This is a genomic window from Herbiconiux liangxiaofengii, from assembly GCF_041927335.1.
GTDB lineage: Bacteria > Actinomycetota > Actinomycetes > Actinomycetales > Microbacteriaceae > Herbiconiux > Herbiconiux liangxiaofengii.
Genome location: NZ_JBHFHD010000003.1, coordinates 76023 through 101063 on the forward strand (window position 1 = coordinate 76023; position 25041 = coordinate 101063).

At 69.1% G+C, this 25041-nt stretch carries 17 protein-coding genes; 13 read left to right on the top strand and 4 right to left on the bottom strand.

Translation table 11 applies throughout. From position 1 onward, the window contains the following. Genes ACEXOR_RS01715 through ACEXOR_RS01725 form a run of 3 tightly spaced genes read left to right on the top strand, consistent with a single transcriptional unit; the run spans position 1 to position 5387 of the window. Positions 1-822 (top strand): carbohydrate ABC transporter permease, encoded by an 822-nt coding sequence (locus ACEXOR_RS01715; RefSeq protein ID WP_374847663.1) that lies wholly within the window; start codon positions 1-3, stop codon positions 820-822. A 3-nt stretch (positions 823-825) separates the two neighbouring features. Further along, positions 826-3105, top strand: coding sequence for an alpha-L-rhamnosidase (locus ACEXOR_RS01720; protein WP_374847664.1), 2280 nt, complete (start codon positions 826-828; stop codon positions 3103-3105). Next, positions 3102-5387, top strand: a complete 2286-nt coding sequence (locus tag ACEXOR_RS01725; RefSeq protein WP_374847665.1) for a glycoside hydrolase family 3 N-terminal domain-containing protein — start codon at positions 3102-3104, stop codon at positions 5385-5387. The genes ACEXOR_RS01720 and ACEXOR_RS01725 overlap by 4 nt, the downstream gene beginning before the upstream one ends. A 20-nt stretch (positions 5388-5407) precedes the next feature. Here ACEXOR_RS01725 and ACEXOR_RS01730 read toward each other — a convergent pair whose 3' ends face one another. After that, positions 5408-6367: a LacI family DNA-binding transcriptional regulator gene (locus ACEXOR_RS01730; protein ID WP_374847666.1), complete on the bottom strand. Its 960-nt coding sequence runs from the start codon at positions 6365-6367 to the stop codon at positions 5408-5410. A gap of 127 nt (positions 6368-6494) precedes the next feature. On the opposite strand from ACEXOR_RS01730, the gene ACEXOR_RS01735 reads away from it, so the two are divergent. From ACEXOR_RS01735 to ACEXOR_RS01770, 8 genes are read left to right on the top strand one after another with little or no spacing between them, the layout of a single operon-like run. Next, the gene (locus ACEXOR_RS01735) at positions 6495-9038 is read left to right on the top strand and encodes a glycoside hydrolase family 2 TIM barrel-domain containing protein (protein ID WP_374847667.1); all 2544 of its coding nucleotides are present in this window, start codon (positions 6495-6497) and stop codon (positions 9036-9038) included. A 58-nt stretch (positions 9039-9096) separates the two neighbouring features. Then, positions 9097-10449, top strand: coding sequence for an MFS transporter (locus ACEXOR_RS01740; RefSeq protein ID WP_374847668.1), 1353 nt, complete (start codon positions 9097-9099; stop codon positions 10447-10449). A 48-nt stretch (positions 10450-10497) separates the two neighbouring features. Next, complete coding sequence (locus ACEXOR_RS01745) at positions 10498-12786, top strand: glycoside hydrolase family 3 N-terminal domain-containing protein (protein WP_374847669.1); 2289 nt, start codon at positions 10498-10500, stop codon at positions 12784-12786. Next, positions 12783-15266, top strand: coding sequence for a glycoside hydrolase family 78 protein (locus ACEXOR_RS01750; protein WP_374847670.1), 2484 nt, complete (start codon positions 12783-12785; stop codon positions 15264-15266). The genes ACEXOR_RS01745 and ACEXOR_RS01750 overlap by 4 nt, the downstream gene beginning before the upstream one ends. Continuing rightward, positions 15263-16429, top strand: coding sequence for a family 43 glycosylhydrolase (locus tag ACEXOR_RS01755; protein WP_374847671.1), 1167 nt, complete (start codon positions 15263-15265; stop codon positions 16427-16429). The genes ACEXOR_RS01750 and ACEXOR_RS01755 overlap by 4 nt, the downstream gene beginning before the upstream one ends. Further along, positions 16426-17043, top strand: coding sequence for a GDSL-type esterase/lipase family protein (locus ACEXOR_RS01760; RefSeq protein WP_374847672.1), 618 nt, complete (start codon positions 16426-16428; stop codon positions 17041-17043). Before ACEXOR_RS01755 ends, ACEXOR_RS01760 begins: the two co-directional genes overlap by 4 nt. After that, entirely contained in the window at positions 17040-18284 is a 1245-nt protein-coding gene (locus tag ACEXOR_RS01765) for a glycoside hydrolase family 1 protein (RefSeq protein ID WP_374847673.1), read from the top strand. Before ACEXOR_RS01760 ends, ACEXOR_RS01765 begins: the two co-directional genes overlap by 4 nt. Positions 18285-18327: 43 nt before the next feature. Continuing rightward, a complete protein-coding gene (locus tag ACEXOR_RS01770) occupies positions 18328-19341 on the top strand; it encodes an SDR family NAD(P)-dependent oxidoreductase (protein WP_374847674.1) in 1014 nt (337 codons plus the stop codon). Between the two features lie 19 nt (positions 19342-19360). Here ACEXOR_RS01770 and ACEXOR_RS01775 read toward each other — a convergent pair whose 3' ends face one another. The 3 genes from ACEXOR_RS01775 to ACEXOR_RS01785 all read right to left on the bottom strand — a co-directional run bounded on the left by ACEXOR_RS01775 (position 19361) and on the right by ACEXOR_RS01785 (position 22686). Beyond that, on the bottom strand, positions 19361-20797 hold the full coding sequence (locus ACEXOR_RS01775) for a rhamnulokinase (protein ID WP_374847675.1): 1437 nt from the start codon (positions 20795-20797) through the stop codon (positions 19361-19363). Positions 20798-20840: 43 nt separating this feature from the next. Beyond that, a complete protein-coding gene (rhaI, locus tag ACEXOR_RS01780; RefSeq protein ID WP_374847676.1) occupies positions 20841-22007 on the bottom strand; it encodes an L-rhamnose isomerase in 1167 nt (388 codons plus the stop codon). Positions 22008-22113: 106 nt separating this feature from the next. Beyond that, complete coding sequence (locus tag ACEXOR_RS01785; protein WP_374847677.1) at positions 22114-22686, bottom strand: TetR/AcrR family transcriptional regulator; 573 nt, start codon at positions 22684-22686, stop codon at positions 22114-22116. 91 nt (positions 22687-22777) lie between these two features. On the opposite strand from ACEXOR_RS01785, the gene ACEXOR_RS01790 reads away from it, so the two are divergent. Both ACEXOR_RS01790 and ACEXOR_RS01795 read left to right on the top strand, forming a co-directional pair. Next, entirely contained in the window at positions 22778-23941 is a 1164-nt protein-coding gene (locus ACEXOR_RS01790; RefSeq protein ID WP_374847678.1) for an ABC transporter permease, read from the top strand. A gap of 26 nt (positions 23942-23967) precedes the next feature. Beyond that, positions 23968-24981, top strand: a complete 1014-nt coding sequence (locus ACEXOR_RS01795) for a LacI family DNA-binding transcriptional regulator (protein WP_374847679.1) — start codon at positions 23968-23970, stop codon at positions 24979-24981. Positions 24982-25041: the final 60 nt, after the last annotated feature.

Sequence of the window (25041 nt, forward strand, 5' to 3'; positions counted from 1 at the left end):
ATGTTCCGATACACCTGGCGTACGGCCATCCTCGAAGCGGTCACCATCCTCGCGGGGCTCCTGTTCCTGTTCCCCATCTACGTGCTGGTGATCCTGGCGTTCAAGGCGCCGGGAGACCAGAGCCCCACCCTCGGTCTTCCGCAGGCGCCCACCTTCCAGAACTTCATCGACGCCTGGCAGCAGGGCGCGTTGGCGGCGGCGCTGCTCAACAGCGCGATCGTGACCGTCGTCACGATCGTGATCACCGTGGTGCTGGCCGCGGCGGCGGCCTACCCGCTGTCGCGAGTGGCAGCCGGATGGTCGAAGGTCGCCTACTTCGCCTTCCTCGCCGGCCTGCTGCTGCCCGCCCAGCTCGCGCTCCTGCCGCTCTACCAGACCGTTCGCGACCTGGGCCTGCTGGGCACCCTCGCCGGGGTGATCCTCGTGGGCGTCGGGTCGAGCATGCCCTTCTCGATCTTCCTCTACGCGGGGTTCATGCGTTCGCTGCCCGCAGAGTACGAAGAAGCCGCCGCCATCGACGGGGCCACCTCGTTCCGCACGTTCTGGTCAGTGGTGTTCCCGCTGCTCCGCCCGATCACCGGCACCCTGATCATCCTGACCGCGGTCGCGACGTGGAACGACTTCCTCAATCCGCTGCTGTACCTCTCTGGTTCCGACCAGAAGACCATCACGGTCTCGATCTACGGTTTCGTGGGTCAGTTCGGCGCGCAGTGGAATCTCATCTTCGCGGCGATCATCATCAGCATCCTGCCGATCCTGCTCGTGTACTTCCTCCTCCAGCGATACATCGTGCAGGGCTTCGCCGGCGGATTGAAGGGCTGACCCGTGACTGATCTCATCGCACGATTCATCGCGGCGGATGCCGAACCTTCGACCGCCCCGCATTTCCGCCGGGATTTCACCCTCGACCAGGAGCACGGCCCGGTGGTTTCGGCGTCTCTCGCCCTCAGCGCCCTCGGGGTCTGCGAGGCCTGGATCGACGGTGTGCCCGTCTCTCCAGATCTCCTGACGCCCGGCTGGACGAGCTACGAATGGCGACTGCACCACGCCGAACACGACGTCACCGAGTTGATCGCCCAGACGGGCACGATTGCCCTCGCCGTCGGCAACGGCTGGTATCGGGGCCGGCTGGGCTGGATCGAGACCCGCCGCTACGGCACCGAGATCGCCGGGCTCGCCGAACTGCGGGTGACCTTCTCCGACGGTCACACGCAGGTCATCGCCACCGATGAGACCTGGAAGGTCGGCCCGAGCGAGATCACCTCGAACGACTTCTACGACGGCCAGAGCATCGATGCGCGCCGGATCGACGAAGGGTGGAAGCATCCGGGATTCGACGACCACGGATGGTCGGGGGTGCACGTGGTCGACTACGACGGCGAGCTGACCCCCGACCCGGCCGAACCGGTCAGGCGCGTCGACGAGCTCGCCCCTGTCGACGTCTGGCGCTCCGCATCCGGCAGGCTGCTGATCGACTTCGGGCAGAACATCGTGGGGTTCCTGCGGGTGACGGTTCGCGGGGAACGAGGCGCCGTCATCACGGCGCGGCACGCCGAGGTGCTCGACGACGGAGAACTGGCCCTCAGGCCGCTCCGCACGGCGGTCTCGGTGGATCGGTTCACTCTGAGCGGGGGCGACGACACCTTCGAACCGACCTTCACCTTCCACGGCTTCCGCTATGCCGAACTCGACGGCTGGCCGGGCGACACCGAGGCGATCCGCGAGCAGGTCAGGGCGGTCGTCGTGTCGTCGGATCTGCGGAGGACAGGGCACTTCCGGTGCTCCGTTCCCGATCTGAACACCCTGCACGACAACGTGGTGCGCGGGATGCGGGGCAACTTCGTCGATCTGCCCACCGACTGCCCCCAACGGGACGAGCGGATGGGGTGGACCGGGGACATCTCCGCGTTCGCGCCCACGAGCGCGTTCCTGTTCGACGTGAAGGAGTTCCTCGCGGACTGGCTGCGAGACCTCGCCCTCGAACAGGCGAACCATGACGGCATCGTTCCGTACGTCGTGCCCGACATCCTCAAGTACGCCGTGACAGCGCAGGGCGGCGCCACGACCGAAGAGGCTGCGGCGTTCTGGAGCGATGCCGCGGTCTGGGTGCCCTGGTCGTTGTGGGAGGCCTACGGCGACCCGCAGATCCTCGACGAGGCGTTCCCGTCGATGGTCGCCCACGGGCGACGGGTCGCGAGTCTGCTCTCGCCGTCAGGGCTGTGGGATGCGGGCTTCCAGTTCGGGGACTGGCTCGACCCCGACGCGCCGGCCGCGCATCCGGAGCTCGCCAAGGCCGACCCGGGCGTGGTCGCGACCGCCTGCGCCTACCGGACCGCCGATCGTCTGAGGGCGACGGCCGAGGTTCTCGGACGGCGCTCGGAGGTGGACGAGTTCGGGCTGATGGCCCGCACTCTGCGCGACGCCTTCGTGCGCGAATACATCTCGGGTGAGCGAATCCGCAGCGACTGCACGACCGTGTACTCCCTCGCCATCGCGTTCGGACTCCTCACACCCGAACAGGAGGCCTGGGCGGGGGCACGACTGGCCGAACTCGTCGAGAAGAGCGGGTTCCACATCTCCACCGGCTTCGCCGGCACCCCGTTCATCGCCGATGCGCTGACGTCGACCGGTCAGACAGCCGTGGCCTACCGGCTGCTGCTGCAGCGGGAGTGCCCGTCGTGGCTGTACCCGGTCACGATGGGGGCGACCACGATCTGGGAGCGCTGGGACTCCATGCTCCCCGACGGATCGATCAATCCCGGTGACATGACGAGCTTCAACCACTACGCGCTGGGCGCGGTGGCCGACTGGCTCCACCGGGTGGTGGGCGGCCTGGCCCCTCTGGAGCCCGGGTACCGCAGCCTCCTCATCGCCCCGCAGATCGGTGACGGTGTCGACTGGGCCGAGACCTCGCTGGACACTCCGCACGGGTTCGCCTCGGTGCGGTGGGATCGTCAGGGCGACGGCGTCCACCTGAGGGCGATCGTGCCCGAAGGGGTCTCGGCGAAAGTCGTCTGGCAGGGCACGCCCGAGGTGTGGCTGGAGTCGGGAACCCACTCGCTGGTGCTGCCGTCGTCTGAGCTCGTGGAAGGACTGGCCCGATGAGCCTCGCGCACCCCCCTGAGCCCCACGCGGCGCCGTTCACCGATCCAGGGGTGCCGGTGGCGCACCGTGTCGACGACCTCCTCTCGCGGATGACGCTCGCCGAGAAGGTCGGCCAGATGCTCCAGTTGGACGCGCGCGGCCCGCTCGACGAGCTCATCCGCACGAAACTCAGCGGTTCGCTCCTGCACGCGTCTCCTGAGCGCATCCACGAGGCGCGGGATCTGGTGATGCAGACGCGCCTTCGGATACCGCTCCTGATGGCCGATGACTGCATCCACGGCCATTCCTTCCGGCCGGGTGCCACCATCTTCCCCACCCAGTTGGCGATGGCCTGCACCTGGGATGCCGGTCTGGTGGAGCGAGGCGCACGGGTCACAGCGGTCGAGGTCGCCGCCACCGGGCTGCACTGGACGTTCTCGCCGGTGCTGTGCATCGCGCGGGATCCGCGCTGGGGCCGGGTCGACGAGACCTTCGGCGAAGACCCGCACCTGATCGGTGAACTGGGCGCCGCCATGATCCGCGGCTACCAGGGCGACGGTCTCGACGACCCGACCGCCGTGCTCGCCACCGCCAAGCACTTCGCCGGCTATTCCGAGACGCAGGGTGGCCGGGATGCGAGCGAGGCCGATCTCAGCCCGCGAAAGCTGCGGTCGTGGTTCCTCCCGCCGTTCGAGAGAGCAGTCGAAGCGGGATGCCGCACGTTCATGCTGGGCTACCAGGCCATCGACGGGGTGCCGATCACGGCGAACTCCTGGCTCATCACCGACGTGCTCAAGGGGGAGTGGGGTTTCACCGGAGCCCTCGTCACCGACTGGGACAACGTGGGCCGCATGGTCTGGGAGCAGAACGTCTGCGCCGACGACATCGAGGCGGCGATCGTCGCCGTCGAGGCCGGCAACGACTTCGTGATGACCACTCCGCAGTTCTTCGAGGCGGCGCAGCTCGCCGTGGCCCAGGGGCGTCTCGACGAGCAGCTCATCGACGATGCTGTGCGCCGGATTCTCACCCTGAAGTTCGAGCTGGGGCTCTTCGATGCGTCGAGGGCGCCCGTGGAGCACCCCGAGGCGGTCATCGGGATTCCCGCGCACACCGACGTCAATCTCGAGCTGGCTCGCCGGTCGCTGGTTCTGCTGCGCAACGACGGAACGCTGCCGCTCGATCCGGCCGACTCCTCGAGACCCTCATCGGAGCGCGCCCCCACGATCGCGGTCATCGGCCCCAACGCCGACGATCAGCACGCGCAGCTCGGGGACTGGGCCGGGGCATCGGGCCAGATCAACTGGATGCCGCACGGTCATCCGCGTGAGCTGACGACGACGGTGCTGGACGGGCTGCGGAGATTCACTCCTCCCGAGTGGACGGTGACCTACGCCCGGGGTGCCGATATCGGCCAGGAGATCGACGACCCGGCCGGCGGGGTGCTCCGCGACGGTCAGCCGCGGCCCACGATCTTCGTTCCGGCGGAGCCAGACCCCGTGATGCTCGGGGAAGCTGTCCGGGCGGCGCGGGATGCCGACTGGGCGGTCGTCGTGCTGGGGGACACGGTGGCGCTCACCGGCGAGGGTTCCTCCACGGCGACCCTCGAACTGCAGGGGGCGCAGATCGCCCTTCTCGACGCCCTGGTCGAGACCAGCACGCCCGTCGTCTTGGTGCTCATCCAGTCGAAGCCGTCGGTGCTCCCCGCGTCGGCGGATCGCGTGGCCGCCATCGTCGAGGCGTTCAACCCCGGGATGCAGGGGGGGCGGGCCATCGCCGAACTGCTCACGGGAGTGATCGAACCGAGCGGGCGCCTTCCCATCTCGTTCCCGCGCCACGCCGGGCAGCTGCCCGTGTTCTACAACATGGTTCGCGGCCAGCACGGCGACCGGTACGCCGACCTCACTCAGGAGCCCCTGTTCGCCTTCGGGGAGGGTCTCTCCTACACCACGGTGGAGTACTCCGACCTTCGGCTGCAGGAGCGATCCCTCCCACGCGATGGCGTGGTGCGGGCAGCCGTGACCCTCACCAACACGGGCGATCGGCCGGCCACCGAGACCGTTCAGGCCTACATCTCCGACGTGGTGACCAGCGCCACCTGGGCGGGACGCGAGCTCAAGGGCTTCGCCCAGATCACCGTGGAGCCGGGGCAGAGTGTCGAAGCGAACATCGAGATCGCTGTCGACCGGTGCAGCATCGTGAATGCGCGGGGAGTGCGCGTCGTCGAAGCCGGGGCGTTCGAGTTGATGGTCGGGCGCAGTTCGAAAGACCAGGATCTCCTGCGCACGACCTTCACCGTGGTGTGATCACTCCGAGACGTCATCCCTCACGCGGTGTCGCCGGGCACGAGCCGCAGGCGGATGTCGGCGGGCACGGGAGGATCGCTCGCGTCGTCGGTGAGGGTGGCGAGCATCGCCGCGATGAAGTTCTGGGCGGGGGCGTCGGAGTCGTAGGCCACCGTGGTGAGGCGGGGGAGCGTGACCTGGCCGAGCGGGGTGTGGTCCATTCCCACCAGGGCGACGTCGTCGGGCACCCGGAGGCCTTCGAGGCGTGCTGCCGAGAGCAGCGCCGTGGCGACGTCGTCGTTGTAGCAGGCGATGCCGGTGCGGGAGCCGCCGAGTTGCGTGAGGGCCCCCACTGCCTGGTCGAGGTCGATGTCGAGCCTGATCGAGAGCGGCTCGGGCAGGCCCGCCCTGCGGCACTCCTCCCGCACCCCTGTCTCCCGGCCGTCGCCGAACGGGTCTTGGCGGGCATCCTGCAGCCGCGCGAACGCGAGCCGGGTGTGCCCGCGGTCGATCAGATGCCGCGCCTGGAGGGTGCCGATCTGCTCGTTGAGGGTGTCGCGCTCGGTGAACGCCGGGTCGATCGCCCGGATGCCGCGGCGATCCAGCAGCGCCCGCTGCTCGGGCGAGAACGGGGTGAGAGAGAGCACGGCGCGGGGCTTCATGCCCGAGACCAGGCGGTCCAGCGCTGTGCTGCTGGGCGTCGAGAGGCGGAGCACCAGGGTCAGGCCTCGGGCCGCCAGCTCGTCGGTGGCCCGGTCGAACAGGTCTTGAAGGTTGCCGCCGAAGGTGGTGTTCGGGATGAGGGCGATCACGAAGTCGCTCGAACCGAGCGCCAGCGCCCGGCCGGCCGCGGAGGGCTGGTACTCGAGTTCGGCAGCCGCCCGGTGCACGCGCTCCCGGGTGGTGGCCGAGAAGCGCTCGCCGCGGCCGTTCAGGATCTGGCTGACCGCGCCACGGGACACGCCGGCGCGGTCGGCGACATCCTGGCTGGTTACGAACACTTCGACCCTTTCGGCACGTGTATCGAGCCTACCCGCTATTGACGCGCGTTACCTGGCGCGATACTGTCGCTGGTAACGCGCGATACCCCCATCGCCCTCCCTTCCGAAGACGCACGTGGAGCACTCAATGACGAGCATCGTCGAATCCGACACCATCACGGTGAATCGTTCCAACCCGGCCACGCCCGAGGTCGGGCGCACGCTGTTCAACGAGGGCTGGTCGTTCCGATCCAAGACCACCGCGTTCCAGGAGCTGGGCGGCAGCTCGTCCTCCGGCTGGGCCGAGGTCCTTCTGCCCCACGACGCCCTCATCGACCAGCCGCGCCGTGCCGACGTCCCCCGTGGCGAGACCAACGGCTACTTCCCCGGCGGAGCCTTCGAGTACCGCACGGGCTACCTCGCTCCCGCCGAGTACAGCGGTCGCCGCATCCTGCTCGAGTTCGACGGGGTGTACCGCGACGCCGCCGTGTTCGTGAACGGCAACCTCGCCGGCCAGCGAGCCTTCGGCTACTCCCGCTTCGCCGTGCGCATCGACCCGTATTTGGTGTTCGGCGCCGAGAACGAGATCCGGGTGGAATGCCGCACCCACCTCGACAGCCGCTGGTATGCCGGGGCCGGCATCTACCGCGACGTGCATCTCGTGGTCAAGAACGCCGGCCGGATCGCCCACGACGGCGTGCGGGTCACCACCCCGGACATCGAGGCCGAGGGCGCCGTGGTCGAGGTGGCCGTCGACGTCGAGAACGACGGGCCCCTCACGAAGACCTTCGAGCTCGACATCGTGATCACCGATCGCGAGGGTTCGCCCGTCGCGACCGGCAGCTCACCCGTCACCCTGCTGCCGGGCACCCGCACGACCGCCCGTCGTCGGCTGTACGTGCAGAACCCCGCTCTCTGGAGTGTCGAGAACCCGAATCTGCACGACGTGCTGCTCACCCTGCGCGACGGAGACCAGGTGCTCGACGAGGAGACGGCGGTGCTCGGCATCCGGTCGCTGCAGCTCGACCCCCACCACGGGCTGCGCATCAACGGCGAGGTCGTGAAACTGCGCGGGGCCTGCATCCATCTCGACAACGGACCGCTCGGTGCCGTGTCGATGCGGGCGGCCGAGGAGCGTAAGGTCGCCCGGCTGAAGGCGGCGGGCTTCAACGCCATCCGCAGTTCGCACTGCCCCGCGAGCACCGCCCTGCTCGACGCGTGCGACCGACTCGGCATGCTGGTGATGGACGAGACCTTCGACGTCTGGACCTCGGGCAAGAGCGACTACGACTACTCCTACGACTTCGCCGAGTGGTGGGAGCGTGACGTCGAGGCGCTCGTGGCCAAAGACGTCAACCACCCCAGCGTGATCTTCTACTCGATCGGCAACGAGATCCCCGAGACGGGTACCCCGATCGGTTCCATCTGGGGCCGCCGGCTCGCCGAGAAGGTGCGCTCGCTCGACCCGACCCGGCTCGTCACCAACGGCATCAACCCGTTCGTGGCCATGCTCGACACCATCGTTCCGCAGATGAAGGCGCGACGGGATGCCGCGGCCGCCACCGCCGCGACGGGTGAGTCCGGCGGCGTCAACACGATGATGGCCGGCTTCGGTCAGATGATGGGCCACATCCAGGCCTCGGATGCGGCGACCGAGCGCACCGAGGAGTCGTTCGCCGTGCTCGACGTCGCCGGCATGAACTACGCCGATGCCCGCTACGTGGCCGACCGCGACCGCTTCCCCGACCGGATCATCGTGGGCTCGGAGACCTGGCCGAGCTCGATCGCCGGCAACTGGGAGCTCGTGCAGGCCGACCCGCGCGTGATCGGCGACTTCACCTGGACGGGCTGGGACTACCTCGGCGAGACCGGTCTCGGCACCGTGCGCTACGCCCAGCCGGTCGGTGAGGCCGATGACGCGTCGGCCTCCGGCTCGTTCTCGGGTGGATTCCCAGAACTCACCGCCTGGTGCGGCGACATCGACATCGCCGGTACCCGGCGCCCGGTGTCGTACTTCCGCGAGACCGTGTTCGGCCTCCGCTCCGAGCCCTACATCGCCGTCGATCGGCCCGAGTTCCATGACACCCCGATCGCCGTGGCGACCCCCTGGTCGTGGACCGACTCGCTGGGCAGCTGGTCGTGGCCCGGCTTCGAGGGCCGGCCCATCCGGATCGAGGTGTACAGCGACGCGCACGAAGTGGAGCTCCTCCTGGACGGTGCCGTGCTCGGACGGGCGCGAGTGGGTGAGGACAAGCCCTTCCGGGCCGCCTTCGAGACGACGTTCGCGCCCGGCGAGCTCACCGCCGTGGCGTTCACGGCCGGTGTGGAGACGGGGAGGTCGAGCCTCCGGAGCGCCGGCGACGACCTGGTGCTGCGGGCCGACATCGAGCGGGCCGAGCTGCGCCTGGACGGCACAGACCTCGGGTACGTCGACCTCGCGATCACCGATTCCGGCGGCGTGCTGCACAGTTCGCTCGACCGCGAGGTCTCGATCTCGATCGACGGCCCCGCCGTGCTGCAGGCCTTCGGCAGCGGCGCCCCCACGACCACCGAGACCTTCTCGGCCACGCACCACCGCACCTTCGACGGCCGCGCCGTGGCCGTCGTCCGGCCGACCGGCCCTGGGGCCATCACCGTCACTGCGACGGCCGACGGCGTCGCCTCGGTCTCGGCACGCTTCACGGCCGGCTGACCGGAGACGTCCCACCCCACCACCCTGCACCGCCCACCGCACCGACAAAGGAGTCACCATGAGAAGGCACGACGAAGACATCCCCATCCCCTCCGGCGCCTACCCGATCGGAGGATCCCTGGCCGCCGAAGACGTGGAGCAGCTGGCAGCGGTGCTCGACCAGGGGCGCCCCGACGACCGCCCGCCGGTGAGCAAGGGGTTCATCGCGATCCTGGCGCTCGGCCTCTTCGGCGCCTACATCGCCTTCGTCACGCCGATCGCCATCTCGCTGGCCATCCAGGTGAAGGCCATCGCGCCCGACAACGAGTCGTACCTCGGCCTCGTGCTGGGTGTCGGATCGCTCGCCGCCCTCGTCGTCGGCCCGCTCGGCGGGCAGCTCAGCGATCGGACGCGATCGCGGTTCGGCCGCCGCCGCCCGTGGATCTTCTTCGGCACCCTGCTCGGACTCGTGGGCCTGGGCATCATGGCGTCATCGACCACCATCTTCGTGCTCGCTGTCGGCTGGGTCGTCGCCCAGATCGGCTGGAGCCAGGCGGTCTCGACCTTCTTGATCGTGCAGGCCGACAAGCTGCCGGAGTCGCAGCGCGGCCGGGTCGGAGCCATCACGGGCTTCGCGACGATGATCGCCCCGGTGTTCGGAGCGGTGCTGGGCGGCTTGTTCGCCACGCAGCCCTTCGTCATGTTCCTGCTGCCGGGAGCGATCGCCCTCCTCCTGGTGCTCGTCTTCCTCGGCTTCTACAAAGACGCCGACAGCCGAGGGCTCCTCTTCGACGACAAGCTCACCGTCAGGGTCGCCCTGTCGAAGTACGTCTACAACCCGCGCCGGTACCCCGATTTCTCGTGGAACTGGCTCGGCCGCTTCCTGTTCTTCTTCGGGCTGACCCTCAGCACCAGTTTCACCGCCTACCTCTACGCGCAGCGGCTCGACCTCCCCGTCACCGAGATCGGCGCCACCGTCGCCACGGTGGGCGGCATCGGCATCCTCGGCACCATCGGCGGGGTGTTCTTCGGCGGGTTCCTCTCCGACAAACTGCGCCGGCGCAAGGTGTTCGTGCTCGGCTCCGGCATCCTCTTCGCCCTCGGCGCCCTGGTGCAGGTGTTCAGCACCGACTTCGCGATCCTGATCGTCGGGGCCGTGCTCTGCAACATCAGCATCGGGGTGTTCTCGGCCGTCGACCAGGCGCTGATTCTCGATGTGCTTCCGGAGCGCGAAACCGAAGCCGGCCGGTTCATGAACATCACGGCCTTCTCGACGCAGATCTCCCAGGCCGTCGCTCCCATCGCCGGAGCGGGGCTGCTGGCGCTGACCGCCGAGGGGGGCGAGTCGAACTACACGATGGTCTACATCGCCGCCGCTCTCTTCACGATCGCCGGGGGCTTCATCGTGCTCCGGGTGAAGAGCGTGCGGTAGCCACCGCCGCGCCCACCGACCGTCGCACCACACCGAACCAGAGGAACCATGAGCACCTTCCCGTACCACGACCCGTCGCTGCCGATCGCCGAGAGGGTCGACGACCTGCTGGGCCGCCTGAGCATCGAGGAGAAGGCCGGGCAGGTGACCCAGTACTTCCACTTCGGGTTCGCCGGAAGCGTGCCGGAGGCGGTCGACCTCGAGTCGCTCCCGCCCGAGCATCGAGCTTTTCTCCAGCAGCCCGCCATGGTCGAGGCGGCGGTGGCCGGTGGGGCCGCCGGCTCGGTGCTGTTCGTGAAGGATCCCGAGGGAACGAACCGTCTGCAGCGCTTGGCTGTCGAGAAGACCCGGTGGGGCATCCCGCTGCTCGTGGGCTTCGACGTCATCCACGGGCTCCGAACCGTGTTCCCGGTTCCGATCGCGCTCGCCGCGAGCTGGGATCCGCACGCCGTCGCCGAGGTGCAGGCCGTGGCCGCGCGCGAGTCGCGCGCGGTGGGCATCAACTGGACCTTCGCCCCGATGGTCGACATCGCCCGGGATCCGCGTTGGGGGCGCATCATCGAGGGTGCCGGAGAAGATCCGGCTCTCGGCGCTGCCATGGCGGCGGCCCAGGTTCGCGGCTTCCAGGGCGGGGCAGGCCCCATCGCCGCGGACAAGGTCGTCGCCGGGCCGAAGCACTTCCTCGGCTACGGAGCGGCCCGGGGAGGCCGCGACTACGAAGACGCGGAGATCTCGGAGTCCGAGCTGCGCAACGTCTACCTGCCGCCGTTCATCGCGGCACTCGACGCGGGCGCCGCGAACGCGATGAGCGCATACATGGACCTCAACGGCGTTCCGGCCTCAGGCAGCCGCCGTCTGCTGACCGAGTTGCTGCGCGACGAGCTCGGCTTCGACGGCTTCGTCGTCTCCGATGCCAACGCCGTGCGATCGCTCGAGATCCAGCACTTCGCCGAAGACCTCACGGATGCGGCGGCCCGCGCGCTGAGCGCCGGTCTCGACATGGAGATGTGCGTCTTCGATCCGGCCTACTCACGCATCCCGGCCGCCCTCGCCGAGGGCAGGATCGACATCGCGACCCTCGATCTCGCGGTGCGTCGCATCCTGACCGTGAAGTTCCAGCTCGGCCTGTTCGAGTCGCCCTACGTCGACGAGGACCGGGCCGGCGAGGTGCTCGCCGATCCGGCGCACCGCGAGCTCGCCCGCACGGCCGCGCAGAAGTCGATGGTGCTGCTGAAGAACGACGACGGTGCGCTGCCGCTGCCGGCCGCCGCGGCGGGCAGCGACACGGTCGCGGTGATCGGCCAGCTCGCCGACAGTCGACGCGACACCCTCGGCCCGTGGGTGTTCGATCACCGCACCGACGAGACGGTCACCATCCTCGACGCGCTCCGCGACCGTCTGGGGGAGGAGCAGGTCGGTTTCTCTCCGGGCGCAAGCATTCCCGACCGGGTGTTCCCGTCGGCTTTCGACCGGATGGATCCGACCGTCGTCGGCACACCGGCCGATTACGACGACGATGCCGCGATCACGGCCGCTGTCGATCTCGCCGGCGCCTCGGACGTGGCGATCGTCGTCGTGGGCCAGCGTCAGAACCAGATCGGCGAGAAAGCCTCGGCGTCGACCCTCGATCTCCCCGGGCGCCAGCTCGAACAGCTTCAGCGCATCGTCGCCACCGGCACCCCGGTGGTGCTGGTCGTGATGGCCGGCCGGCCGCTCGACCTGCGGTGGGCCGACGAACACGTCGCGGCGATCCTGGTGTGCTGGTACCCGGGCACGAGCGGTGGACAGGCCGTGGCCGACACCCTGCTCGGCGACGTCTCGCCCGCCGGCCGGCTCCCCTTCACCTGGCCCCGTCACGTCGGCCAGGTGCCGATGATCTACTCCCACTACCGCACCTTCGATCCGGCCGACCAGGGTGGCCGGTACTGGAACGAGCCGAGCACTCCGCTCTACCCCTTCGGCCACGGCCTGTCGTATGCCTCGTTCGAGTACTCGAACCTGCGGCTCGACCGCGGGTCGATCGCGATCGGGGAGACGGTGGCGGTGCACGTCGACGTCACGAACACCTCCGACCGCGCGGCCGACGACGTCGTGCAGCTGTACATCCACCAGCGGTTCGGCACCTCGACCCGGCCCGTGCGCGAGCTCAAGGCCTTCGAGCGGGTCGCCATCGCGCCGGGCGAGACCGAGACCGTCACCTTCGCCCTCGGGCCCGACCAGTTGCGCTACTGGAGCGGGGAACCGCTCGACTACGTGCAGGACGCGACCACGATCGACGTCTTCGTCGGGGGCTGCTCCGACGCCGAGCTGGCCGTCGAACTGGAGGTCACCGCATGACCGCTCGATTCGTGAGTGCAGCCGCCCCCTCGCGCGAGGGCGACCCGGCGAACTACTTCCGGCAGGAGTTCACCGTCGGGGTGGGTCTCCGGCGGGCGACCCTCCGGATCTCGGCCCTCGGTATCGTCGAACCGTGGCTCAACGGTCGGCGGGTGGGCGCCGAGGTCCTGGCGCCGGGATGGACCTCCTACCGCCATCGCCTGCACGTGTCGAGTCATGATGTGACCGACCTCGTCCGCCACGGGGCGAACGCGCTCGGCGCCGTCGTCGGTGAGGGCTGGGCGGTCGGCCCCCTCACCTGGGAGAACCGGCGCCACAACTACGCCGACCGGCCCGCCCTGTTCGCCGAGCTCGAGCTGCAGTTCGACGACCGCACCGAGATCGTCGGCACCGACGGGCACGTCCGGGTCGGCCAGGGCGGCGTGCGCTCCAACGGCATCTATGCCGGCGAAGACTTCGACGCGCGGCTGGAACCCCTCGGCTGGGCCGAGCCCGGCTTCGACGACAGCGACTGGGCGCCCGCACAGGCCTTCGACTGGAGCAGGGAGACCCTCGTCGAGGGGGCCGCCCCGCCGATCATCCGACACGAGGAGCTCTCCCCGGTGTCGATCAGCACGAGCCCATCGGGCCGCACCATCGTCGACTTCGGTCAGAACATCTCGGGTTGGGTGCGCCTGACGGTCGATGGAGAAGCGGGCCGCACCATCACCCTGCGCCACGCCGAACTGCTCACTCCCGACGGCGAGCTCGAGACCGAGACCCTCCGCAGCGCGGCCGCGACCGACCGCTACACGCTCCGGGGCGGGGGGCCCGAGAGCTGGGAGCCGCGCTTCACCTTCCACGGCTTCCGCTACGCCGAGGTCGACGGGTGGCCAGGCGAGCTCACTCCGGATGCGCTGCGTGCGGTGGTCGTGCACAGCGAGATGGCGCGCACCGGCTGGTTCGAGACATCCGACCCTCTGCTGACGAAGCTGCACGAGAACACGGTGTGGTCGATGCGCGACAACTTCGTGGGCGTGCCCACCGACTGCCCGCAGCGCGATGAGCGGCTCGGCTGGACGGGCGACCTCAACGCCTTCACCCCCACGGCCACGTTTCTCTACGACGTGCGTGGTGTGCTCGGCTCGTGGCTGCAGGATCTCGCGGCGGAGCAGAAGGCCACCGGCACCGTTCCCTGGTCGGTGCCCGACGTTCTGACCACCCCCTCGTCGGCGACGGCGCTCTGGAGCGACGCGGCCATCAGCATCCCGTGGGCGCTCTACGAGGAGTACGGCGATGCGAGCATCCTGCGCCGCAGCTATGAGTCGATGACCTCCTTCATGACCGAGGTCGAGGGCGCGCTCGACGCCGACGGGCTGTGGGGCTCGGGCTTCCAGTTCGGCGACTGGCTCGACCCCGACGCGCCGGCCGACAACCCGGCGGGTGGCAAGACCGACCGCTACCTCGTGGCCTCGGCCTACCTCTGCACGACCACCCGTGAACTGGCGGCGACCGCCGAGGTGCTCGGTGAGACGACGGATGCCGCCCACTACCGCGAGCTGGCCGAGCGGGTGCGGCGGGCCTTCCGTCGCGAGTTCGTGACCGAGACGGGTCGGCTGGTGAGCGAATCGGCCACGGCGTACGCGCTCACCATCATGTTCGGACTGCTCGATGACACGCAGCGCACGAGGGCCGGCGATCGCCTGGCCGCCCTGGTCGCGGCATCCGGTTTCACCATCTCGACGGGTTTCGCCGGCACGCCTCTGATCACCGACGCGCTGAGCTCGACCGGGCACCTCGAGGAGGCCTACGAACTGCTGATGCAGACCACGAGCCCGTCGTTCCTCTATCCGGTGACGATGGGGGCCACCACCATCTGGGAGCGCTGGGATTCGGTGCTGCCCGACGGAACCCTCAACTCCACCGGGATGACCTCGCTCAATCACTATGCGCTCGGTGCCGTGGCTGACTGGCTGCATCGGGTGGTGGGCGGGCTCGCTCGAACCTCGGCCGGCTGGCGCACCTTCACCATCGCGCCGCAGCCCGGTGGCGGGCTCACCTCGGCGCGCACCGCCCATGAGACCGTGCTGGGCCGGGCCTCGGTCGACTGGCGGACAGAAGGCGGGGAGTTCGTTCTCGACGCGGTCGTTCCCGCCGGCTCCACGGCCACGGTCGTGCTGCCCCTGCACCCCGACGGGCGGGTCGAGAAAGAGGTCGGCGGCGGCACCCACTCGTGGCGCTACGCGCTGCCCGCGGGTTACGGCGACGCCATCGTCTATTCGATGGACACCCCCATGAAGGAGATCATGAAGAACGACGCCCTCTGGGCCGCGGTACTCGACGTGATGCGGGTGTATTTCCCCGGCGTGCCCCTCGAGGCGGCGGGAGCGCAGATGGCCGAGATGCCGCTCAGCGCAGTGGTGCTCCGTCTGCCGGGCGCCTCCGCAGACCTCGAGCGCGACCTTCGGGCCGCGCTCAGCACCGAAGGAGTAACCGTATGAGCACCCCGTACACATCAATCCGGCCGGGCCAGGAGTGGCTCGACACCGCCGGCAACCGTATCCAGGCCCATGGAGGGTCGCTGTTCTTCGAGAACGGCGTCTTCTACTGGTACGGCGAGAACAAGGAGAAGACCACGCCAGGCAGCGGTATCTGGCACTGGGGCGTGCGGGCCTACTCCTCCACCGACCTGTACAACTGGCAGGACAGGGGGCTGATCATCCCGCCGGTGACCGACGACGAGTCGTCACCGCTGCACCCGGTGCAGAAGATGGACCGACCGCACATCATCTACAACGAGGCCACCGGCAAGTACGTCTGCTGGGTGAAGGTGATGGGTGACGGAACGTTCGCGCCCCAGCGCTCGACCGTGCTCACCGCCGACCGGCTGCTCGGCCCCTACGAGATCGTGCGGACGGGCCTGGAACCGTTGGAGATGAGCGCAGGCGACTTCGATCTCGTCGTCGATCCCGAGACGAAGAAGGGCTACTACTTCTTCGAGAAGGTGCACACCGACCTGATCTGTGCCGAGCTGACCGACGACTACACCGATGTCTCGGGCGTGTTCACCAGCCACTTCCCGCACCCGGGACCGCCGTTCACCCGGGAGGCGCCCGCTCATTTCTCGCGCGGCGGACGGCACTACCTCGTGACCTCGGGATCGACCGGGTACTTCCCGAACTTCACCGAGGTCGCCTCGGCGGACGACTACCACGGGCCGTGGACGGTGCTGGGCGACGCGCATCCCGACGACGCCTCCCGTACCTCGTTCCGGTCGCAGATCAGCAGTGTGTTCAGGCATCCTCTGAAGCGCGACCTGTACATCGCGCTCGCCGACCGGTGGCTGCCGCAACTGCCCGAGGACATGCCGAACGTCTACGACGTGGTGGCCTCGATGGCCGGGGGCCACGGCGACCCGGAGAGCGCCCCGGATGCGGCGTCGGCCGCATCCGTCGGCGACCCGGCTTCGGGCAGGAGTGATGACGATCGCGCCGCGATGGCCGCCGGGCTCGGCGAGAACACCGCCATCGCCGACTACGTCTGGCTCCCCATCCGCTTCGACGGCGAGCACCCCACGATCAGCTGGCACGACGAATGGAGCCTCGACGAGTTCGCCGACGCCGAGACTCCTGCTGACCCCATCGATGCGGGAGAGAACCGGTGAACCCGATCACCCGCATCATCGAGAAGCGCTTCATGGCGCCCGCCCGCCGCATGAAGCAGACGCAGTTCGAGGAGCTCGCGCCCGCCGGCGGCGAGATCGTCTTCCTCGGCGACAGCATCACGGAGGGCGGCGCCTGGCATGAGTGGTTCCCCACGGTCCGAGTGCTCAACCGCGGCATCGACGGCGACACCACCGACGGTGTTCTGGCGCGCCTCGGAACGGCACTCCGGAGCGGGCCGTCGGCGGTCTTCTTGCTCATCGGCACGAACGACCTGGCGCTGAAGCGGCCACGCGAGCAGACTCGGGCGAACGTCGACGAGATCGTGCGGCTCATCCGCGACGAGGGGCGCGGACCGGAGGTGGTGCTGCAGAGCGTGATGCCGAGGCAGGAGAGGTTCCGCCCGCGAGTCGAGGAACTGAATCGGGAGTATCAGGAGATCGCGTCCCGGCGCGGCGCGCGCTATCTCGACCTCTGGCCGGCGCTCGCCGACGCCCACGGCGCCCTGAACTCGCAGTTCACCCTCGACGGCCTGCACCTCACCGGCGCGGGCTACCGCGCCTGGACGACGGTGCTCGAACCCCTCGTCCTGACCCACAGAGAGGCACGACCATGACCACGTTCCCCGACGGATTCCTCTGGGGTGCAGCCACCGCACCCCACCAAGTCGAAGGCAACAACGTCAGCAGCGACTGGTGGGCCCGCGAGCAGAAGATGCCCGGCATGCAGGCCTCGGGCGACGCGAACGACAGCTACCACCGCTACGCCGAAGACATGCGGCTGCTCGCCGACGCGGGCCTGAATGCCTACCGCTTCGGCATCGAGTGGGCCCGCATCGAGCCGGCCCCCGGCCGAATCTCCCGAGCCGAGCTCGCGCACTATCGGCGCATGATCGATACCGCGCTAGCCTTCGGACTCACCCCGGTGGTGACCCTGCACCACTTCTCGAGCCCCCTCTGGTTCGCCCAGGAGGGCGGCTGGGTGGGCGAACGTTCGACCGAGCACTTCGCCGCCTACGTCGAGGCCGCGTCGAGCATCCTGGAGGGTGTCGAGTGGGTGTGCACCATCAACGAGCCGAACATGCTCGCCTTCATGGTGCGCATGATGAACCTCGCTCGCGAGGGCAAGGTGACCGAGTGGCAGAGCCCGACCGTCGAGGGTTCGCACCAGCCCCAGCTGCCCGACCCCGATCCTGAAGCGGGTCGACGGCTGATCGACGCCCACCACGCGGCTCGCGACATCCTGAAGCGGCGCACCGACGCCGCCGTGGGCTGGACCGTGGCGAACGAGTCGCTCGTGGCCGCACCCGGTTCTGAGGCGAAGCTGCGTGAGGTTCAGGATGCGCGCGAGAACGCCTTCCTGGTCGCGGCGCGCGGCGACGACTTCATCGGGGTGCAGTCGTACACCTCGCAGCTCGTCGATGAGAACGGCATCGTGGCGCACACGCCCAGCCCCGAGAACACGATGGTGGGAACCGCGTACCGGCCCGACGCGATCGGCATCGCCATCCGTCACGCGTGGGACATGACCGAGGGGGTGCCGGTCGTGGTCACCGAGAACGGCATCGCCACGCCCGACGACGCGCGGCGCATCGCCTACACGACCGTGGCGCTGCAGAACGTGGCCGCGGCCCTCGCCGACGGCATCGACGTGCGCGGCTACCTGCACTGGTCGGCTCTGGACAACTACGAGTGGGGCCACTGGGAGCCGACGTTCGGCCTCATCGCCGTCGATCGCGAGACGTTCGAGCGGCACCCGAAGCCGAGCCTGGCCTGGCTCGGCGGGGTCGCCCGGGCCAATGACATCGATCCCCCCCCAACAGCGCCGGAGCGCCCAGCGCCGACCCGGCCGCCGTGAGCCAGTCCACCGACAACCCGTCCCTCGACCAGAAAGACGCATCATGACCGACCCCACCGTCGTCCTCACCGCGAACAGCACCATCGGAACCTGGCTGCAGCACCCCGTCGGCGCCCAGATCGTCGCCGGCATCGCCGCGCAGGGCGGGATGGACCAGAAGGCTCTCGCCATCCTGCGCAAGGTGCCCCTCGGACGGCTGATCGCCTCGTCGCCGAACGCCCCCGAAGGCCTCATCGACACCCTCGTGGCGCAGGCCAACGGCGGTCGCACCCCGTCGGACGACGAGGCCTCTGGGCTCGCCTGGGTGGAGAAGATCAGCGCGGGGCGGTTCGACGGCAAGACCGTGATCGTCACCGGGGCCGCATCCGGAATCGGGCGAGCCGTCGCCTCGCGGGTGGCGCGAGAGGGCGGACGGGTGATCGCCGTCGACATCTCGGCCGAGCGCCTCGACGACCTCGCGGCGGAGCTCGGAGAGTTCGACGTCCGACCTGTCGCAGGCGACATCACCTCGGCCGACGGGGTCGCCGCGATCGTGGCCGCCACTGAGGGGCGGGTGGATGCCCTGGCCAACGTGGCGGGCCTGCTCGACGACTTCGCACCCCTGCATGAGGTCAGCGACGCCGTGCTCGAACGGGTCTTCACCGTGAACGTCTTCGGTGTCATCCGGCTCACCCGGGCTGTGCTCCCCCTGATGATCGAGGCCGGCAGCGGGTCGATCGTGAACATCGCCTCGGAGGCGGCCCTCCGCGGATCGGCCGCGGGGCTCGTCTACACCGCGTCGAAGAACGCCGTGGTGGGCATCACGAAGAGCACAGCGTTCATGTACGAGCCGTACGGCATCCGCACCAACAGCGTCGCGCCCGGAGGAACCCTCACGGGAATGCGCCCGGTGAACACGAACGAGTTCGGCCAGAAGCGGGTGATGAGCCACGTGGCCGATGTGCCGATCGCGCTGCCCGAGGCGCTCGCCGCCTCGATCACCTTCCTGCTGAGCGACGACTCCGTCAACATCAACGGGGCCATCCTGCCCTCGGACGGTGGCGAGTCGGTCTTCTGATCCCGACCGCCGGTCGCCCTCAACCGGTGCGGGGCGAGTAGCGAACGGGCCGGCTCGTGCGGGCGACCAGTGCACGCAGTGACTCGAGGCTCGAGTCGCGCGGCACGAGCCCATGGGCGCGGGCCTGGACGAGCACATTGCCGAGCGCCGTCGCCTCGACCGGCCCGGCCACCACCGGGAGGCCGGTGCGATCGGCGGTTAGCTGGCACAGCAGGCCGTTCTGTGAACCGCCGCCCACGATGTGCACCACCGACACCCGCCGGCCCGAGAGCTCGGCGGCCTCCCGGATCGCCTGGGCGTACGCCACCGCGAGACTCTCCAGGATGCTGCGGGTGATCTCTGCGCGGCTCACCGGGGCAGGGAGGCCGCGCGACGTGAACCAGCCCGTGATCCGCCCGGGCAGGTCGCCGGGGGCGATGAACACGGGGTCGCCGGCGTCGAAGAGGGGCGCCGGGCCGGCCGCCTCCGCCGCCGCCGCTGCGCCGAGTAGCGCCGACAGGTCGATGGCCTCTCCCGACTCCCGCTCCCAGTGGCGCACCGATTCGGTGAGCAGCCACAGGCCCGAGACGTTCTTCAGGAACCGGGTGCGACCGTCCACCCCGCCCTCGTTGGTGAAATTGGCGGCTCGACCGGCGTCGGTGATCACCGGATGCTCGAGCTCCACCCCGACGAGCGACCAGGTGCCGCTCGAGATGTAGGCGAAGTCGGGCTCGACTGCCGGAACCGCCACCACCGCCGACGCGGTGTCGTGGGAGCCGATCGCGGTGACGGGGAGGGGTGACGCGGCACCCAGCTCGGCGGCGACGGCCGGCAGCAGGAATCCGGTGTCGGTTCCGGGATCGATCAGGGGCGCCAGCAGCCGGGGTGGGATGCCCAGACGCTCGGCGAGATCCGTGTCCCACTGCCCGGTCACCACGCTCAGCAGCCCGGTGGTGGAGGCGTTGGTGCGTTCGGCCCGGCGCACGCCCGTGAGCCAGAAGGCGAGCAGGTCGGGAATGAGCAGCATCGTGTCGGCGCGGTCGAGCCACCCTCCGTCACGATCGACGGCGAGCTGATAGACGGTGGTGAAGGGCAGGAACTGCAACCCGTTCCGGCGATGGAGCTCGGGAGGCTCAACTCGCGCGTGCACGGACTCCACGCCCGGAGCGGAGCGGTCGTCGCGGTAGTGGAATGGCGTGCCGAGCATCCGTTCGCCCGCGATGAGGGCGTAATCGATCGCCCAGGAGTCGATGCCGATGCTGCCGAGGCCCGGCTCCTCGTGCACCGCGGAGGCGAGGCCCGCGAGCACGTTGCGGTAGAGCTCGAGGATGTTCCAGTGCAGCCCGTCGACGGTTCGTACGGGCCGGTTCGGAAACCGGGCCACCGGCACGAGCTTCACCTCGTCGGGCCGCACGTACCCGAGCATCACCCGACCGCTGGTGGCTCCGAGGTCGACCGCCGCGACGGCCGGCGTCACGCGCGCGAGGGGGCTGGGCCGACGACGCCGCGGGCGGGGGCGTTCATGCGCCCCAGCCGGCCTGCACGCCGCCGGCACGCTCCGCGACGATGCGCTCCTGGTAGCCGGAGGCCTTGAACGCGCTGATCGGGTCGGCCGGCAGACCCCGTGACTCCCGCCACGACGCCAGCATCGGCCGCACATCCGTGTAGAAGGCGTCCATCAGGATGCCGTTCGCGCCGAGCACGTCGTTGTCGTTCTGCGCTGCGAGCAGCGCCTCACGGTCGACCAGCAGGGCCCGCGCGGTCATCTCCTGCACGTTCAGCACCGATCGCAGTTGGCCCACGATCTTCTCCTCGACGTTGTGGCACTGATCGAGCATGAACGCCACGGGGGAGCCGACGTCGTACCCGCCGCCGCGCACGACCTCGTAGAGGATGCGGAACAGCTGGAACGGATCGGCCGCACCCACGATCAGGTCGTCGTCGGCGTAGAACCGCGAGTTGAAGTCGAAGGAGCCCAGTTTTCCGAGGCGCAGCAGCTGCGCCACGATGAACTCGATGTTCGTGCCGGGGGCGTGGTGCCCGGTGTCGAGGCAGGTGAAGGCCTTGGGCCCGAGGGCGCTCACGTGCGCGAAGCTGGTTCCCCAGTCGGGAACGTCGGTGTGATAGAAGGCCGGCTCGAAGAACTTGTACTCCAGCACCAGGCGCTGCTCGTCGCCGAGCGCGTCGTAGATCTCCTGCAGAGACTCGGCCAGCCTGTCCTGTCGCGAGCGGATGTCGCCCTGACCCGGGTAGTTCGTGCCGTCGGCGAGCCAGATCTTGAGATCCTGCGACCCGGTCTGGTGCATGATCTCGATGCACTCGAGATGGTGGTCGACGGCTTTGCGACGCACCGACGCCTCGGACGAGGTGAGCGACCCGAATTTGTATGCGTCATCCTGGAACGTGTTCGAGTTGACGGTGCCGAGCTCGACGCCGAGGTCTCGGGCGTACGCACGCAGAGCGGCGTAGTCGTCGACCGTGTCCCACGGGATGTGGATGGCCACCTTCGGCGCCAGGCCCGAATACCGGTTCACCTCGGCCGCATCGGCGATCTTCTCCTCCGGTGTGCGCGGGGTGCCCGGCGTGCCGAACACCTTGAAGCGGGTTCCGGAGTTGCCGAAGGCCCAGCTCGGCAGTTCGATGGCCTGCCGCTCGAGATCGGCTGCGATGTCGTCGAACTGCACCATTGAAAGTCCCTCGGATTGATCTTCAGTGAAATGAATCGTTTCAATACTCGGGGATCGACGACGAATCCGCAATGGGCAGGGCGCGCATGTCGCGACCTGGCGGTTTCTAGCGAGCTCGCGGCTGAATCATGCGACGGACGACTTCTTCGGCGGTTGCGCGGTGTCGCGCAACCGTCTCGACGCTGATCGCCGTGACACTGGCGGTCGCCCAGTACGTGGCGCAGGCCAGGATCAGCTTCAGGAGTTCGTCCGGATCCCAGGTCGGGTCGATCGACCCCGCGGCCTGGGCTCGCGTGATGGCGGCGACCTTGTCGGCGTGATTGGCCTGCACGGCGGTCACCTCGAAGGCGCGTTCGCACTGCTCGTCGAGCTTCGTCCAGGCCAGGAGTCGAAGGTCATCCGGGCGTGCGCCGAAGTGCTCGACGAGATCGCCGGCGTACTCGACGAGGTCGTCGTTCTGAACCCGCACCGCGGCCTCGAAGCGCTCGAACGCACCGCTGATGACTTCGTCGAACAGGCCCTGCTTTCCGCCGAAGTAGGCGTAGAGGCGTTCCTTGCTGGCGCCGGCATCCTTTGCGATGCGATCGATTCGCGCGCCGGTCGCCCCGAGCCGGATGAACTCCGCCTCTGCGGCGGCCAGGATGTCGACCCGAGCTTGCTGTTCTGAGCGTCTTGTCATGATTTCACTCTAGCAAACAAACTCGTTCGTATGTTTAGATGGGCGCACCCAAACCCGACTCGCCCGCTTCGCCGGGTAGTGAAAGGCAGTCATGACGCACACAACCGCGAATCAACCTCCCCGCCTGGACAACCCCGACCACTCACGGCGTGCTGCCACCGTGGCCGGTGGCCCGCTCGACTCGGAAGGCCCTGGTTCCGAGCATCGCTACCGGAACCTCGTTCTCGGAGCGGTGGCCATCCTGCTGCTGGCGATGGCGATGCTCGTCAGCTACTCCAGCGCCTTCGGGCACCCGCAGCCGAACAACGTGCACCTCGCCGTGAGCGGAGACGCCCAGACGATCGTGGCCCTGGAACAGCAGGACCAACTCGACCTCATGGTCGTGTCGTCCGAGGAGGATGCGAAGACCGCCGTGCTCGACCGCGACGTCGACGGGGCGATCATCGTGCCCACCCCGGGCGCGGGCGCTCCCGTCACGACCTACATCGCCAGCGGCAGCGGCAAGAGCCTCGGCGTCGCCATCTCCGCCATCGGAGAGACCGTCGCTCAGAAGATCGGCGCGACGAACACCACCACCGACCTGGCACCGCTGCCGGAGAACAACCCCGGCGGGTCGATCGAGTTCTACGCCATCTTGTTCGCCGGACTCGGCGCGGCGCTCGGCGCGACGATCTTTGGCCGCATCCTCGGAACCGTCGACACGGCTCCGCGATTCGTGGAGCGCAGCATCGTCCTCGTCGCGTACAGCGGGCTCCTCGCCGGGCTCATCACCCTCTGGATCAACACTGCGCTGAACGCAGTGACCGCCACGCCCTGGGCGATCTTCGCCTCGCTCTGGCTCACCGTGCTCGCCGTCGGTGGCGCAGTGACCGGTGTCGCGGCCGTCGGGGGCACGATCGCCGCGCTGGCCACCACGCTGGCCCTGGTGATCCTCGGCAACACCTCCTCGGGCGGGCCGTTCGGGATCCACCTGCTGAACGACTTCTTCCAAGGCCTGTACTACGTCTTTCCCCAGGGCGACGGCCTCGACCTTCTCCGCTCCATCGAGTACTTCGACGGGGCCGCCATCGCCGGCCCCGTCATCCGTCTCGCCATCTGGGCCGCCGCCGGCCTCCTTCTCGCACTCATCGCGATGCTCGTGCGCCACCGCCGCGACACCGCCGCACGTGCGCGGCTCGCCCAGTTCAACCAGGCCACGACTGCGACGACGCCCACATCGGACGCGGCGGCCATCACGGGCGCGATAGTCTCCTGAAACGTTCCATAACCGGGGAGGCGATCGTGGCGGCAGCCAATGTGCGCGACGTAGCAGAGCGTGCGGGTGTCTCGGTGGGAACGGTGTCGAACGTGCTGAACGGATCGCCCCGCGTCTCGCCCGACACGGCGAGACGCGTGCAGGAGGCCATCGACGCTCTGGGTTTCGTGCGTAACGACGCGGCCCGCCAGCTCAGAGCGGGGCGGAATCGCACCATCGGGTTCGTGGTTCTCGACGTCTCCAACCCCTTCTACACGGATGTCGCTCGCGGTGCCGAGCTGGCGCTCGCCGAGCACCGTCGGCCGCTCGTCCTCGGCAATACCGGAGACGACGTCGCTCGCGAACTCGCCTATCTCGACCTGTTCGAGGAGCAACGCATCGGGGGGCTGCTGATCTCGCCCGTGGGCCCGGTGAACGGGCGGCTCGAGCGGCTGCGGGATCGGGGTTCGCCCGTGGTGCTCGTCGAACGACGCGCCACCACCGCCTCGTTCAGCTCCGTCTCGGTCGACGATCGACGTGGCGGCGAACTCGCTGCCACGCACTTGCTCGAGCTCGGGCGTTCGAGAGTCGCGTTCCTCGGCGGCCCGGCCGGCATCATCCAGTCGTCCGACCGTTACGAGGGGGCGGTGAGAGCGAGTGCGATGCACGAGGCGTCGCCTCCGCTCCGGATCGAGCTCGAGGCCATGAATGCCGAGTCTGGGCGCAGTGGGGCGCTGCGACTGCTCGAGCTGCCGGCCGATCGACGGCCCGATGCGGTGTTCGCCGCCAACGACCTGATCGCACTCGGGGTGCTGCAGGCACTCACCTTCGCCGGTGTGCGGGTGCCCGACGACATCGCCCTCATCGGCTACGACGACATCTATTTCGCGGCCAATGCCGCCGTGCCCTTGTCGTCGGTGCGTCAACCCGCCCGGGAGATCGGCCGCACCGCCGCCGAACTGCTGATCGCCGAGATTGACGACCCCGGGGGTGACGAGCGGCGACAGGTGGTCTTTGCGCCGGAACTGGTGGTGCGCGCCTCGACGGCGGGCCATGGCTGAGGTTCGCTCCTCACGACGCAGGGCCGTGGGACAGAGACCCCACCCCAGGCCCAGCACCGC